The sequence below is a fragment of the Halomonas sp. MES3-P3E genome (assembly GCF_002836035.1).
GTDB classification, from domain to species: domain Bacteria; phylum Pseudomonadota; class Gammaproteobacteria; order Pseudomonadales; family Halomonadaceae; genus Vreelandella; species Vreelandella arctica.
This window is the reverse complement of the sequence record NZ_PJBT01000193.1, coordinates 40,589-57,713: the sequence shown is the minus strand read 5'-3', so window position 1 is coordinate 57,713 and position 17,125 is coordinate 40,589. Positions and strand designations below refer to the sequence as shown.

16 protein-coding genes are annotated in these 17,125 nt (G+C 56.0%); 5 read left to right on the top strand and 11 right to left on the bottom strand.

Annotated elements, in window-relative coordinates; all coding sequences use genetic code 11:
• The first annotated feature begins 44 nt into the window (after positions 1–44).
• Positions 45–977 carry a LysR family transcriptional regulator gene (locus CXF87_RS20955; protein ID WP_101148085.1) on the top strand — a complete coding sequence of 311 codons (933 nt, stop codon included), beginning with the start codon at positions 45–47 and terminating at the stop codon, positions 975–977.
• A 114-nt stretch (positions 978–1,091) separates the two neighbouring features.
• Positions 1,092–2,354, top strand: a complete 1,263-nt coding sequence (mtnK, locus tag CXF87_RS20950) for an S-methyl-5-thioribose kinase (protein WP_101148182.1) — start codon at positions 1,092–1,094, stop codon at positions 2,352–2,354.
• 196 nt (positions 2,355–2,550) lie between these two features.
• Here mtnK and CXF87_RS20945 read toward each other — a convergent pair whose 3' ends face one another.
• Genes CXF87_RS20945 through mtnB form a run of 3 tightly spaced genes read right to left on the bottom strand, consistent with a single transcriptional unit; the run spans position 2,551 to position 4,437 of the window.
• Complete coding sequence (locus tag CXF87_RS20945) at positions 2,551–3,099, bottom strand: 1,2-dihydroxy-3-keto-5-methylthiopentene dioxygenase (protein WP_101148084.1); 549 nt, start codon at positions 3,097–3,099, stop codon at positions 2,551–2,553.
• Between the two features lie 35 nt (positions 3,100–3,134).
• Positions 3,135–3,821 (bottom strand): acireductone synthase, encoded by a 687-nt coding sequence (mtnC, locus tag CXF87_RS20940; RefSeq protein ID WP_101148083.1) that lies wholly within the window; start codon positions 3,819–3,821, stop codon positions 3,135–3,137.
• Between the two features lie 28 nt (positions 3,822–3,849).
• Complete coding sequence (mtnB, locus tag CXF87_RS20935) at positions 3,850–4,437, bottom strand: methylthioribulose 1-phosphate dehydratase (RefSeq protein ID WP_101148082.1); 588 nt, start codon at positions 4,435–4,437, stop codon at positions 3,850–3,852.
• Positions 4,438–4,543: 106 nt separating this feature from the next.
• On the opposite strand from mtnB, the gene mtnA reads away from it, so the two are divergent.
• Positions 4,544–5,569 (top strand): S-methyl-5-thioribose-1-phosphate isomerase, encoded by a 1,026-nt coding sequence (gene mtnA / locus CXF87_RS20930; RefSeq protein ID WP_101148081.1) that lies wholly within the window; start codon positions 4,544–4,546, stop codon positions 5,567–5,569.
• A 16-nt stretch (positions 5,570–5,585) separates the two neighbouring features.
• On the opposite strand, the gene CXF87_RS20925 is transcribed toward mtnA, so the two are convergent.
• The 8 genes from CXF87_RS20925 to CXF87_RS20890 all read right to left on the bottom strand — a co-directional run bounded on the left by CXF87_RS20925 (position 5,586) and on the right by CXF87_RS20890 (position 14,424).
• On the bottom strand, positions 5,586–6,266 hold the full coding sequence (locus CXF87_RS20925) for an RES family NAD+ phosphorylase (protein WP_008959390.1): 681 nt from the start codon (positions 6,264–6,266) through the stop codon (positions 5,586–5,588).
• On the bottom strand, positions 6,263–6,664 hold the full coding sequence (locus CXF87_RS20920) for an MbcA/ParS/Xre antitoxin family protein (protein WP_008959391.1): 402 nt from the start codon (positions 6,662–6,664) through the stop codon (positions 6,263–6,265). The genes CXF87_RS20925 and CXF87_RS20920 overlap by 4 nt, the downstream gene beginning before the upstream one ends.
• 89 nt (positions 6,665–6,753) lie before the next feature.
• Positions 6,754–8,580: a DNA helicase RecQ gene (recQ, locus tag CXF87_RS20915; RefSeq protein ID WP_101148080.1), complete on the bottom strand. Its 1,827-nt coding sequence runs from the start codon at positions 8,578–8,580 to the stop codon at positions 6,754–6,756.
• A gap of 62 nt (positions 8,581–8,642) precedes the next feature.
• Positions 8,643–9,485, bottom strand: a complete 843-nt coding sequence (locus tag CXF87_RS20910) for a carbohydrate ABC transporter permease (protein WP_101148079.1) — start codon at positions 9,483–9,485, stop codon at positions 8,643–8,645.
• Positions 9,482–10,366, bottom strand: coding sequence for a carbohydrate ABC transporter permease (locus tag CXF87_RS20905; RefSeq protein ID WP_008959394.1), 885 nt, complete (start codon positions 10,364–10,366; stop codon positions 9,482–9,484). The genes CXF87_RS20910 and CXF87_RS20905 overlap by 4 nt, the downstream gene beginning before the upstream one ends.
• Before the next feature lie 63 nt (positions 10,367–10,429).
• Complete coding sequence (locus tag CXF87_RS20900) at positions 10,430–11,710, bottom strand: ABC transporter substrate-binding protein (protein WP_101148078.1); 1,281 nt, start codon at positions 11,708–11,710, stop codon at positions 10,430–10,432.
• Between the two features lie 45 nt (positions 11,711–11,755).
• The gene (locus CXF87_RS20895; protein WP_008959396.1) at positions 11,756–12,886 is read right to left on the bottom strand and encodes an ABC transporter ATP-binding protein; all 1,131 of its coding nucleotides are present in this window, start codon (positions 12,884–12,886) and stop codon (positions 11,756–11,758) included.
• Between the two features lie 113 nt (positions 12,887–12,999).
• Entirely contained in the window at positions 13,000–14,424 is a 1,425-nt protein-coding gene (locus CXF87_RS20890) for a sigma-54 interaction domain-containing protein (protein WP_101148077.1), read from the bottom strand.
• A 220-nt stretch (positions 14,425–14,644) separates the two neighbouring features.
• Between CXF87_RS20890 and speB the strand changes: the two genes are divergently transcribed.
• The gene (gene speB / locus CXF87_RS20885) at positions 14,645–15,595 is read left to right on the top strand and encodes an agmatinase (protein WP_008959398.1); all 951 of its coding nucleotides are present in this window, start codon (positions 14,645–14,647) and stop codon (positions 15,593–15,595) included.
• Positions 15,596–15,733: 138 nt separating this feature from the next.
• Positions 15,734–17,116, top strand: a complete 1,383-nt coding sequence (locus CXF87_RS20880; RefSeq protein ID WP_101148076.1) for a YjiH family protein — start codon at positions 15,734–15,736, stop codon at positions 17,114–17,116.
• Positions 17,117–17,125 lie beyond the last annotated feature (9 nt).

Sequence of the window (17,125 nt, the reverse complement as noted above, 5' to 3'; positions counted from 1 at the left end):
CGTTATTGCTACAATGCGTCAAAACAGCAAAGGACTATTGCATTTTGGACAACTCGCTTCGCCTGTTAGCGTTACGCCTTTTTGTGCGAGTGGCCTCAAGTGGCAGCTTTGCTGAAGCCGCGCGCTACTTCGATTTGCCGGCCTCTTCGGTCTCGCGGCACATTGCAGGGTTGGAGCGTTCGCTAGGCCAGCGATTGCTCTACCGTCATACGCGAGCGGTAAGGCTCACCGATGCCGGGGAGCGCTACTATCGGGAAGTAAGAAGCATATTAGAAAGCTTGGATGCTGCTACCGAGCAGGTGATCAGCGGCGCTAAGCAACCGCAGGGATTGTTGCGTCTTAATGCACCTGTGGCGTTTGGGCGTCGGCATATTGCGCCTTTATTGGCTAGTTTTCAGCAGGCAAACCCGGCAGTGGAGGTAGAGCTAACCTTAAGCGATGCCTTTATCGACCCGGTACAAGAGGGCGCCGATGTCGTAATACGGGTGGGATCGCTGGGGGATTCAAGCCTAGTGGCCCGGCAACTCGCGACCCAGCGCTTTGTCGCCTGCGCTTCCCCCGCGTATTTAACGCGGTGCGGCGAGCCCCACCATCCTGAACAATTGAGTGACCATAACTGCTTAGTCTATAAAGGAACACGCGGTATTCAGCCTTGGTATTTCCAGGGGGCTGGCGATTTTCAAGCGCAGCGTTATTCGGTAAAAGGCAATTTGCATAGCAACAATGCCGAGAGTCTTGTGGAAGCCGCTCTGCAAGGTCAAGGTATTGTGCTATTCCCCACATGGTTGCTATTCGATGCGCTGCGCGATGGCGGCCTAACGCCCATTTTGGAAACCTATGAAGCCCTAGGCGAAGCGACGCGAGAAGGAATCCATGCTATCTACCCCGAAAACCGCCTGCGCTCGCAGAAAGTGGCCGCCTTTTTAGAGCATTTGTTTGCGCAGATTGGCGAACGACCCTATTGGGATCATCATTAATAACGATGACGATAGTCCCCTTATTAACTTTTAAACGTTACTCTCTGATAATAAACGTCTTAAAGCCCCCTATTCGGGCCTGAATATATGCAACGTTTTGGTGAGGATTGGCCTGTGGAGATTGATCAACATTACCGCGCGCTCGGCGTCGACACGCTATCCCAACGGCTGGGAGGGGTTGAGGCGGTGGCGAGTCGAGTGGGCGGAGAACCCACTAGCTGGGACATTCGTGAGGTGGGTGACGGCAACCTCAACCTAGTGTTTATCGTCTCCGGTGACGTAGGTAGTGTCGTGGTTAAGCAGGCGCTTCCCTATGTCCGCATGGTGGGCGAAAGCTGGCCGCTACCGATTTATCGCGCCCACTTTGAATATTATGCGCTGGTTCGCCAAGCCAAGCGTGCGCCCGGCATTGCCCCCGAGGTGTACTACTTCGACAAACCCCAGGCGCTGTTTGTGATGGAGTACCTTCACCCGCACAAGATTTTGCGCCGCAAGTTAATCAACGGTGAGCGAGTTGCCCAGCTTGGCGAAACCATCGGCCAATTCTGCGCACGCACCGCGTTTCGTGGCTCGGAGCTTTCGCTGAACAGCCCGGAGAAAAAAGCGGACGTAGGATTGTTCTCAGGAAATGTGGCGATTCCCGCCATCACCGAGTCGCTGGTGTTTACCGACCCCTATTACGGCGCCGAAATGAACTACCACACCCCGGAACTTTCACCGGTGGTGGACGAGCTGCGCCGCAATGCGCGTCTGAAAGCCAAAGTTCAGCGGTTGTTGATGAAGTTCACCTCGAACACCGAAACCATGCTGCACGGTGATCTGCACTCCGGCTCGATTATGGCCACGGATACTGACGTGCGGGTCATTGACCCTGAGTTCTCCCAATACGGTCCAATGGCCTTTGACTTGGGCATGGCGGTGGCCAACTTCCTAATGGCTTATTTCAGCCAGCCCGCTCATCGCCTAGAAGACGAGCTTGAGGCTTATCAGGCGTGGATATTGGAGGTGATCGAAGCCTGCTTTACCCGTTTTGATGCGGAATTTCGCCACCTTTGGCAAACCGAGCGGACTGGTATTCTATTTCCCAAGTCGCTGTTTGAAGAGCAAGGCAATAGCGCAGACGACGCCTGCGATGCGTTGCTTGAAGAGATCCGCATGGATGCGCTGGCCTACTGTGGCATCGAAATGCACCGCCGGGTGTTATCGCTGGCCCACAACGCCGACTTCGAAGAGATTAAAGACACCGCGCTGCGCGCCAAGCTTGAAGCGCGCAACGTGCTGATGGGACAAACGCTGATCATGGAGCCGGAAGCCTACTGTGACCTGAACGCGCTGGTGGATTTAGCTAAGGCGTATAACCAGCAAGAGGTTCTTTAATAAGCGATCACGTAATAGCGGCTTTAACGTGAGAAGCGTGCTCAGGCGCCGCTGTCATTGCGAGGAGCGCAGCGACGCCGCAATATCTGCCGGTGGTGGCAAGTCAACCCGAGATCGCCGCGCTTCGCTCGCGATGACATAAACAGCACCAGGATTGCTTAGCTATGTTCTCAGTGGCAGATACAGCGTACCCATTTTACAGCTGGTCCAAACGATCGAACATCCCGGCGATATCGCTTTCAGTCCAGTGGGGTACCCAGCCTTCCACGTTGTCGAAGAAACGTAGCGCGGTGAATTCCGGTGCCGGGCCCATATCGAACCAGTGGGGCGTGTTGGCAGGCACGCTGATCAGGTCATTGCGAGAACACAGCACCTGATACACCTTGTCATCGATGTGCAGGCAGAACAGCCCCTGGCCTTTAACGAAGAAACGCACTTCATCTTCGTGGTGGCGATGCTCGTTTAAGAACTTCTGCCGCATGGCGTCCTTCTCAGGGTGCGTGGGCACCATATGCAGCACATCCACGGTTTGATAGCCGCCCTTAGCTTTGACCCGGTCAGTATCTTCCTGGTAAAGCGCCAAAATATCTTCCTGGGTGGCATCGTCAGCAATCTCGCCCGGCGCTGCCCAGCGCTCAAACAGCACACCCACCTTGTTGAGCTCAGTGGTCATCTGTTCGCCGTCAGTGGTGTCGATCAGAGCATCGTTCGGGTTTTGATCAGCAAATACTTTTAGTTGCGACATCAACAACTCTCCTTAAAAGTGACGGGCGATGAACGTTACAGAACGATCTCATCGAAGCGGGTGACGCATGCATGATGGGTACCGGCCTGAGTACCTTCGCGTACCAGTTGCAGCGTTTGCATGCCCGCCTGCTTGGCGGCATCCAGCTCTTCAACAACGTCCGACAAGAACAGCACCGCATCCGCAGGCAGGTCAAGCTCGGCAACAATACGCTGATAAGCAGTCGCCTCGCGCTTATGACCAATATGGGTATCGAAGTAGCCGCTAAACAGCGGGGTTAAATCGCCCTCATTGCTGTAGCCAAAGAGCAGTTTTTGGGCCTGTACGGAGCCTGACGAATAAACGTAAAGGGCTTTGCCTGCCTCCTTCCACTGGCGCAGTGCAGGTGCTACATCGCTATATAGGTGACCTTTAAAATCGCCACGCTGGTAGCCGTCGGCCCATACCATGCCCTGTAGTGCTTTCAGCGGGGTGACTTTTTGGTCGGTTTCGATCCAGTGCAGCAACTCAGCAATGACAGCTTCCAGCGTGGCAGCAGGGTCACCCATTTCGCTGCGCACGGCGTCGATCTGCTCGGCGACGGCTGGGATTTCTGCGTTAACGCTTAGAAACTCAGGTAACTTATTGTGGGCGTAGGGAAACAGCACCTTATGCACGAAGTTAATGTCCGTGGTGGTGCCTTCAATATCGGTCACAATGGCGCGAACAGTTGGATTACTCATTTAAGGCTACTCATTAAAGACTGCTCATTTAAGACCAGCGACTCTCTTCAAGAACACAGGCTAGTAAAAACTCAATCGCTTCCAAGTGGCGTCGGCAGCTGGCAATGCTATCACCCACGGCATAAATGCCGTGCCCTGCGACCAAAAAGCCCCAAGGCATTGGCCAGCCGAGGCGCACATGCTCGGCTAGCTCTTCCATATCCTGGGAGTTGGGCACGACGGGCAAATGGATGGAGGCATCGTGAGTAACGTTACCCTGTAGCGCTTTTTGCATCTCGAAACCGCTTAGCTCGACACCCTCTGGAAAGCGCCGCGATAGAACCGTGCTGGCCACGGTGTGAGTGTGGAGCACGCAGTTAATCGAAGCGTCTAAGCGGTAGAGCGCGGCATGCAGATCACTCTCCGCGCTCGGCTTACCATCGCCTGATAGCACCTTGCCATCCAGGTCACACAGCAATAGATCATCGGCCTGAATGCAGGTTTTATCCCGGCCAGAGGCGGTCACAAGATAGCCCGCCTCGGTGCGGGCGGAAAAGTTGCCGCCGGTAGCGGGCGTCCAGCCCTGCTGGGCCGCCCAGGAAATAGCCTCCAGCAGTTCAGTTTGTAGCGTCATCATAGGATCTGCGTCGCCTCTTCTAGTGGCAGCCATTCTATATGATAAGCTTCGCGCCTGATAAGCCGCGCCGTTGTTCTGCTACTCAAGTGCTCAAGGAGTCCATCAAATGCCTCATCTTCAATCACGCAGTTTGCGGATCTATGCCGACCACCTTGAGTATTTGGATCAAACCCAACTGCCCCAGGCGGAGCAGTGGGTGCGCTGTGACTCGCCAGAAGAGTGGCAGGTAGCGGTAAAAAGCTTAGCGATTCGCGGTGCGCCGCTGATTGGTTTGAGCGCCGCCTTTGTGCTGGCCCAATACGCCGCTCGCCATCCACAAAGTGATTGGCAGTTGGTAAGTGATCGCTTACGCGCCACACGCCCCACCGCAGTTAACTTAATGTACTGCCTGGATGCCATGGAAGCCTGCTTTGAGCAAGGCGCAAGCGCCTTGGCCGAGCGCGCTGCTGCGCTGTTTTCAGAAGACCGTGCGCTGTGCCAACAAATGGCCGAACGGGGCGCTGACTTGCTGGAAATGGGTGATCGTGTGCTCACCCACTGCAACACCGGGGCGCTGGCCACCGCAGGAGTGGGCACCGCGATTGGCGCGCTGGCAGTGGCCAAACAGCGCGGCGTAGAACTTCATGTGTATGTGGATGAAACCCGCCCGCTGCTGCAAGGTGGCCGCTTAACCGCCTGGGAAATGGCTGATCTAGGCATTCCCTACCAGTTAATTACCGACAGTATGGCCGCGAGCCTGATGGCGTTAGGCAAGGTGGATAAAGTAATGGTGGGCGCTGACCGTATCTGCGCCAACGGCGATTTCGCCAATAAAGTGGGTACTTATATGCTGGCGGTGATAGCTCACTACCATCAGGTGCCGTTCTATGTGGTGGCCCCTTACACCACAGTAGATCCTGCCTGCGCCACCGGCGCGGACATTCCTATTGAACAGCGTGATCCCGCTGAGGTGCGCGGCGCCGCAGGCGCGTTTGGTGAGGTCGTGTGGGCGCCCAACGATGCCCCGGTATGGAACCCGGCGTTTGATGTCACCCCCGCCAAGCTCGTCACTGCCTGGGTGTTGGATACCGGCGTATTTGATGCCGCTGCGATCGCACGCGGTGAGCACTGTCAGAGACGGAGCGAAAAATAGGGGCGAAAGTTAATTGTTAGCCCAATAGCGTGAGCTCGTAGACATGGCGGATACGCTGACCATCCCAGTCATACCCGAGATGACGCCCTTGCCTTGTCGCAGAGAGCACGGGAGGTCGTAGCACAGCAGCACACTCTCCCTCCGGGTCCCTAACGCTTGGGTAAACGATGCCAGTCGTTTGCTCCTCCCAGGCTTGTCTACCTAAGGTTTGCCCGGCTGCCCAGCTATCCGTCGTGAGAAGCGTTTGGGCAGCATCCTGCCCACGTAAATCAAGTAGTTGGCCTGTTAAATCCGACAGATAAACACGTTGCTGAAGCATCATGGGCGGTTCGTTTGATTCCCCCATAAAGCGTTCTGCGTGGTAAACGGTTTCGGCAATGGCGGTGGCTTCGGTGAGTGCGCAGTAGTAGGCACCAAAAGTGCCATCGCTAAAACGCGAACCGGTAGCGGGGAAGTGGCAGAAGGCAGCCATGATTGGCGTCCAGCCGGGGCCGTAGCGGCGGTCGTCATCGCGGACTAGATGGATGGCTCCCGCTTCCTCACGAAGCCTTGCGGAGGTTTCACCCTCCAACTCATTAAGTAAGCCCCAGTCATCAGCGTTGCTATTGACGCCTTCGAATAAATCAATCGGTGGGAAACGCGAGGGGATAACGCGGTAACTGGGCCGCCACGTGACATTGCTCAGCGGGAATGTCATGCATGGCCTCCACCACGCGCTGCATCTAAATGCTGGCGAACAACGTAGAGGTCTGAGACTTGCCCATTTAACAGACGCTCCATTGGCGAGTGACCGGCGAAAAGAGGGTTGCTGTTGGATCTCTGCAACCAACTGTTGGCCGCTTCTTTGTTGGGCAACAGTATATGCAGTGCTTTGTAGATGCCGAGAATCAACGACATCCGTTCTAGATGATTAGCATCCAGGCGGGCATTCTCTGGTGCCTGCTTCCAACGCCGATAGGTGGAATCAGGTACTCCCAATAGAAGAGCGGCTTCACTCTCTTTTAACCCCCAGCTGTGTGAAATGCTGGGGTAGGTGCGCATCGCTGCGGCCCCCATTTCGCGCCGCTTGTCGGCTGTTTTGTGCTGAATAGCCATCTATTTCCCTCCTCACTTATGGTTATATTACGCCAAGTGAGCGATTTTTGAAAATAGCGACCATTTGAGCTTTTTGAGGGCGCGCCGGTTCAGCTGTTTTGCTCGGTTTCCTGATGCGCCAGAATAACGTCCAGAAAGCCCACGCCGTAATCTGCCAACTTGCGCGCGCCGATGCCTGAAATCGCGCCCAGGGCTTCCATGCTCTGGGGTTTCTGTTCGACCAGTTCGGCCAGGGTGGCGTCGTGGAAGATCACGTAGGCAGGCACGCCCTGCGCCTCGGCAAGTTCCTTGCGGTGCTGGCGAAGGGCTTCCCATAGCGCGCCATGGCCCAGAGTGGCTGAGGCGCCTTTGCTTCCCCGTCGGGCAGGGTTTGCTTTGCTTGGCTTGCGCAGGGTGAGGTTCTGCTCGCCTCGCAGCACCGGCTTGGCATTGGCAGTGAGCTTGATGGCGCCGTGGCCTTCCATATCCACGCTCAAAAAGCCGCTGGCAATCAGTTGGCGAAAGAGCGCTTTCCATTCGCTGGCCGTGAGGTTTTGACCAATGCCGAAGGTGCTGAGCTGGTCATGACCAAAGCGGGTGATACGTTCGTTGCGCTTGCCCAGCAGAACATCCACGAGATAGGTCACGCCGAAACGCTGCTCGGTGCGGTAGACGCACGACAGCGCTTTTTGTGCGGCTACGGTGGCATCCCAGGTCTCGGGTGGGGTAAGGCAGTTGTCGCAGTTGCCGCAAGGGTCGTCCAAGTGATCGCCAAAGTAGTGCAAAAGCGCCTGGCGGCGACAGCTGATGATTTCACACAGCCCCAGCATAGCATCTAGCTTTTGCTGCTCGATGCGCTTTTGCTGGTCGGCGGCGCTGGAGCCCTGCTGCATCTGGCGCAGGGTGATCACATCCTGAAGCCCGTAGGCCATCCAAGCATCGGCGGGCAGGCCGTCACGCCCGGCGCGACCGGTTTCTTGGTAGTAGGCTTCAATGCTTTTGGGCAGGTTAAGGTGAGCGACAAAGCGCACGTCCGGCTTGTCGATGCCCATGCCGAAGGCGATGGTGGCGACGACCACCACCCCATCTTCACGTAGAAAGCGGGTCTGATGCTGCTGGCGTTGCTCGGCTGGGAGCCCGGCGTGGTAGGGCAGTGCGGTCAGCCCCTGACGCTCCAGCCAGGCGGCGGTCTCTTCCACCTTGCGCCGGGAAAGGCAGTAGACGATACCCGCCTCGCCGTCGTGGTGCTCGCGGATAAAGCGCAGCAGCTGCTCCTTGGCGTTACCCTGATTCTCGGCAATATGGTAGCGAATGTTCGGCCGGTCAAAGCCGCTGTTATAAAGCGCCGCTTTCTGGAGCTGCAGATGCTCCATGATATCGTGCCGAGTGGGCACATCGGCGGTGGCGGTGAGGGCGATGCGTGGCACCTGGGGGAAGCGCTGATGCAGATGGGAAAGCTGGCGATACTCCGGGCGGAAATCGTGGCCCCACTGGGAGACGCAGTGGGCTTCATCAATAGCGAACAGCGCGATCTGGTTCTGCTCCAAAAGCATCTGCATACGCGGCGTGGCCAGCCGCTCGGGCGCGACATATAAAAGATCCAGCTCGCCCGCCCGCAGGCGGTTCTCTACCTCGACCGCCTCGTGATAATCGAGGCTGGAGTTGAGGTAAGCCGCCCTGACCCCGTTCTGTTCCAGTGCCGCTACCTGGTCCTGCATCAGCGCAATCAGCGGCGAGACCACAATCGCGGTGCCTTCGCGCAACAGTGCCGGGATTTGATAGCACAGCGACTTGCCCCCGCCGGTTGGCATCAGCACCAGCGCATCGCCTCCGGCGATCACATGCTCAATGATAGCCTGCTGCGGGCCGCGAAAGCTGTCGTAGCCGAATACTTCCTGCAGTACCTTGAGGGCTGCCGGGTGAGGGTCGCCGTGCATCAATGCTCTCCTTATCGCGTGCTTGAGGGAGAATTGTCGCACGAAAACTCACGGGGTTTTGCTTAGCGAATCCCGGCGCGCAGGAACGACTGCACAAACTGGCGTTGGAAGAGTAGGAAAGCCACCAGCAAAGGGGCGATACTCAGCAACGTTGCGGCACTCACCGTTGCCCAGTTGACGCCGGTTTCCGGGGCGGAGAAAACGCCTAGTCCTACCGTTAGCGGGCGGCTTTCCACCGAGTTAGTGACCACCAATGGCCATAGAAAGTTATTCCAGTGGTGGCTGATCGAAACCAGCCCATAAGCAAGATAAGTCGGCTTGGCCAGCGGTACGTAGACCTTCCATAAGATCTCCATCCAGTTGCAGCCTTCGATCCGAGCAGCGTCTTCCAGCTCCCGGGGAATGGTTTTAAACGTCTGGCGCAGCAGAAAAATACCAAAAGCGCTGGCGACGTAGGGCAGGCCTATGCCGCTAATGGTGTTGATCAACCCCAGCTCACTGGCAATACGATAATTCTCGACGATCAGAACTTCGGGAAATACGAACAGCTGAATCAGCACCAGCATAAACAGCACGTTTTTACCGGGAATCGGAAAGCGCGCAAAGGCAAACGCCGCCAGAGTGCAAACCACAAACTGGGCAAATACAACGCCAGTGACGAGGGCAAAGGTATTCAGGTAGTAGCGCCCAAAAGGCGCCTGAGCCCAGGCGTTGGTGAAGTTATCCAGCGTGAGCGGGGCGAAAAGCTCGAAATTCACCATAAATTCGCTGGGGTGGAAGGCGGCCCAAAAGGCGTACAGCAGTGGAAAAACCCAAATAACCGCCAGCAGCCACGCGGCCACGGTTTCCAGTGCAGGAATTGAGAAGAAACGGGAGCGGGGCGCATAGGGTGTGGTCGTATTCATTGGTAGTGCGTCCTGCGATCTAAAATCGTGAACTTAAGCGTGGCAACGACCGCGAGGACCAGCAGAATAACCACCGTGATGGTGGCGGCGGTGGTGCGGTCAAAAAACGAAAACGCGTTCTCATAGACGTAATAGAGCAGCAGGTTCGTCGCGTTGTTGGGCCCGCCCTTGGTCAAAATAAACAGGTGATCGACGACTCTTACTGCATTGATTAAGGCGTTAATCAGCACAAACAGCGTGGTGGGCATCAGCAATGGGAAGGTAACCCGCCAGAAGAAGCTCCAGCGGCTGGTGCCCTCAAGGTCAGAAGCCTCTTTGAGTTCAGGCGCAATGCCCTGCAGTGCGGCGAGGTAGAAAATCATAAAAAAACCGGCTTCTTTCCACACCGACATTACGATCACTGATCCCAGAGCGACGCTTGGGTCGCCGAGCCAGTTCACGCCCGAAAAACCTAACGCGCCAAGCAGCTTATTAAATAGGCCAATCTGCGGCGCGTAGAAAAACATCCAAATATTGGCAGCGGCGATCATGGGCAGGATGGTCGGCGTAAAGTAGGCCATGCGGACAACGCCGCGCCCGCGCAGTTTTCCGTTAACAAATAGCGCCATGCACAATGCCAGCGCGATAGAAGTCGGAATCGTACCGACGGCGTAGATTAAGTTGTTGCGAGCTACTTTCCAAAACGTCGGGTCATCGAAAAGCACCTGATAATTTTCAAGCCCCACGAACTCGGTGGGTGCACCGCGAAAGCCAGGTAAAAACAGACTGTTGATCACCGTCGCGATGGTGGGCAGGTAAGCGAAGGTGGCCAGCAGTATGGCGGCGGGCAGCAGCAGAAGCGCACCGTAGAGCTGCATTTTGCGGTGGTTGGTGAAGGACATGGTTAAGTACCGCAAGTGGGAAAAGCCGGGGCATGCCCCGGCAAATAGAGATAAATATGACGATTAGCGAGCGTAGCGGCGCAGCACGCCATCGGCTTCTTGCTGCGCTTGACTAAGCGCTTCTTCCGGTGACATCTGGCCAGTTAACGCGGCTTGTACGGCGTTATCCAAAGCACGACGCACGCGGCCACCCTGATACGTGGAAAGCTCAGCTGTGCCATGTTCAAGCTGGTCGCGGGCTACGGCTGCGGGAGCGAACTCTTCCACATAGCTTTTCAGTGCATCGGTTTCATAAGCGGCGGGGCTAACGCCCATATAGCCGGTTTCAATTGACCAGGCCGCGGCGCGCTCGGGATCGGTCATCCAGCGGATAAAGGTCATCGCTGCGCGTTGCTCTTCTTCGCTGGCATCTTCAAAAATGTAGAAGTTGCCGCCGCCGGTGGGGCTGCCGCGCTGGGTTTTCATTGGCAGCATAGCAACGCCAAAGTCAAAATCAGCTTCGCTACGTACGGCCGTTAGGTTGCCTGTGGTGTGCCACATCATCGCCGTAGATTGCTCGATAAAGTTTTGGCGCAGCGTGCCCCATTCGATGGTGCCATCGGGCATGGCATCGTGCTCGGTGGCTAGCGACACCCAGTATTCCAGCGCTTCAACGGCGGCGGGGTCGTCAAAGTAGACCTCAGTACCATCTTCGCTCATCAAACGATGGCCATTCTGAAACGCGAAGGCCTGGAACATCCAGTAGGGGTAGCCCGTGGAAGGCACCATCACGCCCCACTGCTCGCCATTGGAGGCTTCCCGAACGGTGGCGGCCATTTCGGCCATCTCTTCCCAGTTCTCAGGGGGCGTTTCGGGGTCTAGGCCTGCCGCTTCAAAGGCGTCTTTGTTCCAGAACAGCACGATGGTGGAGCGCTGGAAGGGAATGCCGTAGGTTTTGCCATCCAGCTGGCCGTTTTCCATCAAGCCAGGGTAAAAGCTATCCAGCCAGTCACGCTCTTCATCGGTTTCGACCAGATCATCGAAGGCCACAATGGCGTTCTGCTCAATCAGCTCATAAAGGTCGATTGAAAAAAGAACTGACAGTTGCGGCGTATCGCCAGCCTCGATGGCGGACATAGCCCGTACGCGAGTGTCGTCGTAGTTGCCGGCGTAAATCGCTTCCAGGTTGATATCCGGGTGTTCGCTTTCGAACTCCTCTACCAGATTATCCACCACGTTGGTGAGCGCACCGCCCACCGACACTGGGTAGTACATGGTGAGATCGACGCTATCAGCGTTGACCTGGGCGGCATTCAACAAGCCCGCTGCCAGGGCCGTCATCGCAAAAGGGATCCGCGAACGCATAAGAGACTCCACAAGTGTCAGGACTGAATCAAGGTTGAAAAGCGATCAGTGTTGGAAAGAGCCCACCGCCGGTGGACGAGGAATGCTGCGGATTGGCGGAGCGAAATCGCTTGGTGGCATATCATCGCGCCGTAGGCCGTTAGCATCGAAAAGGTGTATGTTCTTGGACGCCCAATAGAGGCTGCATGGCTGGCCGCTCAATAGCGGTTTGCCGCTTAATCGAACGCGCAGGGTATGCGAGCCCACCTCAACATAGGCGATGGTATCTGCCCCCAAGTACTCTTCACTGACTACCTTGGCGGGTACGCCTGGCGACGCCGCTGGCCGTAGCTCAATATCTTCTGGGCGCACGCCCAAGTGTCCACCGGCGGCCTCCATTGGCGCCACCGGCGTGCTTGGCTCACCTTCAATGACGGCGCCAGTCTCACCAGCCACCAACGGCAGCAGATTCATCGCTGGACTACCAATAAAGCTGGCGGCAAAGGCGCTGGCGGGGCGGTTATAAAGTTCGTCGGGCGTACCGTCCTGCACGATTTTGCCGTGCTGCATCAGAATGACGCGATCACCCATACTCATGGCCTCAACTTGATCGTGGGTGACGTAAATCACCGTCATATTTAGGCGACTTTGCAACGCTTTGATTTCTCTGCGCATATCGCTTCGCAGCCGCGCATCCAGATTGGAGAGCGGCTCATCCATTAAGCAAATGGGGTGTTCGGAGATAATTGAGCGTGCCAGCGCCACTCGTTGTCGCTGGCCACCAGAGAGCTGGGCAGGTTTGCGGGCCAGGTAATCGGTGAGATCGACCAGCTCGGCAACCTTGGCGAGCCGTTCGCGCTGTTCGGCTTTGGGTACTTTACGACTGCGCAGGCCAAACACGATGTTGTCGGCAACACTTAAATGCGGGAACAGTGCATAGGACTGAAACACCATGCTCAGCCCACGGTCACCGGGTGGCAGGCGTGTCACATCACGCTCTCCAATATAGATATGCCCGCCGCTGGCCTCTTCCAAGCCTGCGATCATACGCAGCGTGGTAGATTTGCCGCAGCCCGAAGGGCCTAGCAGAATGACAAATTGCCCAGGCGTGACGTCGAAGGAGATATCATCGACGGCAGCAGTCGCGTCCCAACGTTTGGTGACGCGTTCCAGGCGGATACGCGATTGGTTTGACATAGCACACACATCACCGGCTGTTGGTTGTTATTGGTTCAGCTTGTGTTGAAGGTGTTGCCGTTGTATGACACTTACATGGATCGTTTATGACAGCCGCTGTGTCAAGCAGAAAATCATTTGGCAACTTTAATGCCATAGCGCTGAAGCCTACGCACCACGCTGGACTGACTGATGCCCAGCCGCTCGGCGATGGCATAGGTACTGAGGTGAGTGGTGCACAGCGCCTCAAGCGTTTCCCGCTCTAAACGGGCCATATACTGCTTAAGTGTTTCATGAGGTTCCAGCGCAGGTATCGACGTTGCTGGTGACGAGCTCGGCAGGCTTGCATGGTGTTGTTCGGTATATGGTTGAGCGGCAGGCACCTCAATCTGATCCGTGGGGCTGGAAAGCCACGCCCGTTCCAGCCAGTTCTCCAGCTCACGCACGTTGCCCAGCCATTCGCTGCCCATCAGGGTCGACCAAACGCGGGTGTCGAGAATTTTCTGCCGCCCATAGCGCTGGTTGAGCCGGTTTAAACACGCTTCGACAAGGTCTGGGATATCTTCCCGGCGGTCGCGAAGGGGCGGCAGGGTGACCGGGATCACATTGAGACGGTAGTAAAGGTCTAACCGAAACTGCCCAGCCTCAACCTGTTTAGCCAAGTCTTGGTTAGTGGCCACGACCAAACGAAAATTGACTTTGCGAGAGCGGGTGTCACCCAGCCGAGTCAGGCTGCCATCCTGAATGACCTTTAACAGTTTGGTTTGCATTAGCAGCGGCAGTTCGCCTATTTCATCCAAAAACAGCGTGCCGCCCTCGGCCTGCTCCAACAGTCCCGCCTTACCTTGCCGCGCCGCACCGCTAAAAGCGCCGGGCTGATAGCCAAACATCTCGGACTCAAACAAATTCTCAGGAATGGCCGCGCAGTTAACGTCAATAAACGGCCCGTCACAGCGCTGGCTCCAGCGGTGTAGCTGTTTAGCAAAGGCGGTTTTACCCACGCCCGATTCACCCAGCATTAGCACATTGGCATCTGATGGTGCGACCCGCTTAAGCAGTAGCGCAATTTCACGCATCACGCTGCTGCGCACCTGCAGGTTATCCAGGGCATCATCCAGCGCCTGCTCTTCCGCATCCGGGGCGGCCTGGCTGCGTTTTAAGTGTTCGCTAAAGCGTTTTTGCAGCAGCGCGTATTCGTCCTGCAATAGCTGCAAGTCGGTTAAATCCCGGGAGCGGCTGATAATGCGCTCTAGCTTGCCATTGACGAACACAGGGTAAGCTTCGGCGATGACCCGGCGGCCTGTTCCAGTGACCTGCATGAGCTGCGCTGGTTGGCGGGTGCGCATCACTTCCATGGTGATAGAGGGCTTGAGCACCCCGGCCGCTTGCAACTGCTGCACACTGCTGGTGAGCAGTTCTTCTCGTGATACCCCGTAAACCGCTTCGGCCCCTGGGCTAATATCGACTATTTGTCCATCGCCACTGACGATAAAGAAGTGATCGTTAGCAGTCTCTACAATGGTTTGCAGCACACGTCTGTCTATTTCACTCACTGCCATCGACTCCCTTCAAATAATTCATTATTGAATCTTTGATTCAATAATGAATTGACTAAGCGTTAAATTGATTCATTTTTGCATCATTTGACCGGTAATCCCACCGCTTTATAGGGATCTACGACTTGGCATGATCTGTGCAACGCCTATAGGAGATAGCTAAGGCTGAAAGTCAGGAAAGTTGCATAGGCTAAATCGTCACAACAAATCCAAGGAGATGTGTATGTCGGAGTTCAACCAGCCGCTGGGCGGCAACACCATGCCGCGCTTTGCAGGCCCCGCCACCATGATGCGCCTGCCTACCCAAGACACCGCTGAAGGTTTAGATGCGGCGTTTATCGGCATTCCCATGGATATCGGTACCTCGAACCGCCCCGGCACGCGCCTCGGGCCGCGCCAGATCCGCGATGAGTCGCGCATGCTGCGCCCCTACAATATGGCAACCCGCGCCGCGCCGTTTGAAAGCCTCCAGGTAGCCGATATTGGCGACGTACCCATCAACACCTTCCACCTGCCGAAAAGCGTCGACATCATCACCGCTTTCTACGACGACGTGTTGAAGCATGACTGCATTCCGATGACCCTGGGCGGCGAACACACGTTGACCCTGCCAATTCTACGCGCCATGGCCAAAAAGCATGGCCCGGTGGGGTTGATTCATATCGACGCCCATGCCGATGTAAACGAGCATATGTTCGGCGAGCCGATTGCTCACGGCACGCCATTTCGTCGTGCTCAGGAAGAGGGCTTGTTGGCCCACGGTAAGGTCGTACAAATCGGCCTGCGTGGTACGGGTTACGCCGCTGAGGATTTCGACTGGTGCCGCGATCAAGGTTTCCGCGTTGTTCCCGCTGAGGAGTGCTGGTACCGCTCGCTAGCGCCGTTGATGCAGGAAGTGCGCGAACAGATGGGCGATATTCCGGTATACATCAGTTTCGATATTGATGGTTTGGATCCCTCTGTTGCCCCCGGTACCGGCACGGTAGAGATGGGTGGCCTAACGTCTACTCAGGGATTGGAAATTGTTCGTGGCGCCTTGGGCCTGAATATTGTCGGCTGTGATCTGGTGGAAGTATCCCCGCCCTACGACCCCAGCGGCAACACCGCACTGATGGGCGCCACGCTGCTGTATGAAATGCTCTGCGTCCTGCCGGGCGTGAAGCGTGGCGACTAAGCCGCTCTTAAGACGGTTTTGATTTAAAAGGCGCCGACCTGATAAGGCGCTAATAAAAAGACATATGGCAGGAAGGTCTACTTCCTGCCAGGACGCCGCCAGCCCACCTCCAATAATCACTTCCAATAGGTGAACCCTATGTCGAATAGCAACGTTAAGACCGAAGAGCCGACCTCGTCGGGGCCGATCCCCCAGGCGCATTTACTGAAGTTTATAGTGCCTTCTTTAATTGGGGTTTTGCTGTTTCTCGTCCCTTTTCAATTTGGCGATACCATCAATATTGGTATGGGCCTCATGGCGGAAGGCTTGCAAACGCTATTAGGCTCAGCGCTGCCTGCTATCGCGGTAGTCGTGCTTTGTCTGTCAGTGATAATCACTGTTTATGCCAAACTGGCTGATCCAGCCTGGGCCAAAAAAGGCATGTTGCATGAGATGTTTCATGTTGGGCCGCTGTGGTTGGCTATGCGCGTATTAGGCGCACTGTTTGCGGTGATGACCTATTTCCAGTTTGGGCCTGAATTCGTCACTGCCTCCTTTACCGGTGGCGTCATGCTCAATGATCTTGCGCCGGTGCTCTTAACCTTCTTCTTCTTTGCCGCGCTGTTGCTACCGTTTCTGGTCGAGTTTGGCTTTATGGAGTTTATCGGCAGCATGGTACGCAAGCCGTTCCGGATAATTTTTAACCTGCCGGGACGCAGTGCCATTGATGCCACTGCCTCATGGATGGGGTCGGGTACCGTGGGTGTCCTCATTACCACGCAGCAGTATGAGCAGGGCTATTACAATGGCCGCGAAGCCTCTGTCATTGCTACCAACTTCTCTGTGGTATCCATTGCCTTTGCGCTGTTAGTGACGAGCTTCGTCGATATTAACCACCTGTTTGTGCAGTTTTACACGACGGTCGTGGTGGCAGGGCTAATCGCTGCGGTCATTGTGCCGCGAATCCCACCGCTATCGCGCAAGTCCAATGATTACTATGAGCCGGTCGGCTGTCAGTTAAACGAAGAACGTACCGAAAAAGTCGGCCTGTTCCGCTATAGCTTGATTCAAGCCACCAATCGCGCCGCTGGTGCTCCCGGTCCTCGCGAACTAGCACGTTTGGCGCTGCTCAACGTGATGGATATTTTCCTAGGTTTACTACCCTTGGTGTTTGCCATTGGCACGGTGGCGCTCATTCTGGCGGAGTTTACTCCGCTGTTTACGTGGCTCTCTTACCCGATGGTACCGGTGCTGGAACTGCTGCGTATCCCAGAGGCAGAAGCGGCAGCACCTGCCACGCTGGTTGGCTTTGCCGATATGTTCCTACCGGCGGTATTAGCGACCAATATTGAAAGCGAGCTCACTCGCTTTGTGATTGCCTGCCTCTCCCTGACCCAGCTAATTTACATGTCTGAAATAGGCGCGCTGCTGCTCAAGTCGAAAATCCCCATCAAACTCTGGGAACTGGTGGCCATCTTTCTGCTGCGTACCGCGATTACGCTGCCCATCATCGCCTTTATGGCCCATACATTTTTCTTCTAAGGGGGCTGT

What these genes read in the sequence shown, in the direction of transcription:
- CXF87_RS20945 (WP_101148084.1), bottom strand. Translation starts at nt 3,099, where the DNA reads ATGTCGCAACTAAAAGTATTTGCTGATCAAAACCCGAACGATGCTCTG.
- CXF87_RS20925 (WP_008959390.1), bottom strand. Translation starts at nt 6,266, where the DNA reads ATGACATTCCCGCTGAGCAATGTCACGTGGCGGCCCAGTTACCGCGTT.
- CXF87_RS20920 (WP_008959391.1), bottom strand. Translation starts at nt 6,664, where the DNA reads ATGGCTATTCAGCACAAAACAGCCGACAAGCGGCGCGAAATGGGGGCC.
- CXF87_RS20910 (WP_101148079.1), bottom strand. Translation starts at nt 9,485, where the DNA reads ATGAATACGACCACACCCTATGCGCCCCGCTCCCGTTTCTTCTCAATT.
- mtnB (WP_101148082.1), bottom strand. Translation starts at nt 4,437, where the DNA reads ATGATGACGCTACAAACTGAACTGCTGGAGGCTATTTCCTGGGCGGCC.
- mtnC (WP_101148083.1), bottom strand. Translation starts at nt 3,821, where the DNA reads ATGAGTAATCCAACTGTTCGCGCCATTGTGACCGATATTGAAGGCACC.
- CXF87_RS20895 (WP_008959396.1), bottom strand. Translation starts at nt 12,886, where the DNA reads ATGTCAAACCAATCGCGTATCCGCCTGGAACGCGTCACCAAACGTTGG.
- recQ (WP_101148080.1), bottom strand. Translation starts at nt 8,580, where the DNA reads ATGCACGGCGACCCTCACCCGGCAGCCCTCAAGGTACTGCAGGAAGTA.
- CXF87_RS20905 (WP_008959394.1), bottom strand. Translation starts at nt 10,366, where the DNA reads ATGTCCTTCACCAACCACCGCAAAATGCAGCTCTACGGTGCGCTTCTG.
- mtnA (WP_101148081.1), top strand. Translation starts at nt 4,544, where the DNA reads ATGCCTCATCTTCAATCACGCAGTTTGCGGATCTATGCCGACCACCTT.
- CXF87_RS20900 (WP_101148078.1), bottom strand. Translation starts at nt 11,710, where the DNA reads ATGCGTTCGCGGATCCCTTTTGCGATGACGGCCCTGGCAGCGGGCTTG.
- CXF87_RS20890 (WP_101148077.1), bottom strand. Translation starts at nt 14,424, where the DNA reads ATGGCAGTGAGTGAAATAGACAGACGTGTGCTGCAAACCATTGTAGAG.
- CXF87_RS20880 (WP_101148076.1), top strand. Translation starts at nt 15,734, where the DNA reads ATGTCGAATAGCAACGTTAAGACCGAAGAGCCGACCTCGTCGGGGCCG.
- speB (WP_008959398.1), top strand. Translation starts at nt 14,645, where the DNA reads ATGTCGGAGTTCAACCAGCCGCTGGGCGGCAACACCATGCCGCGCTTT.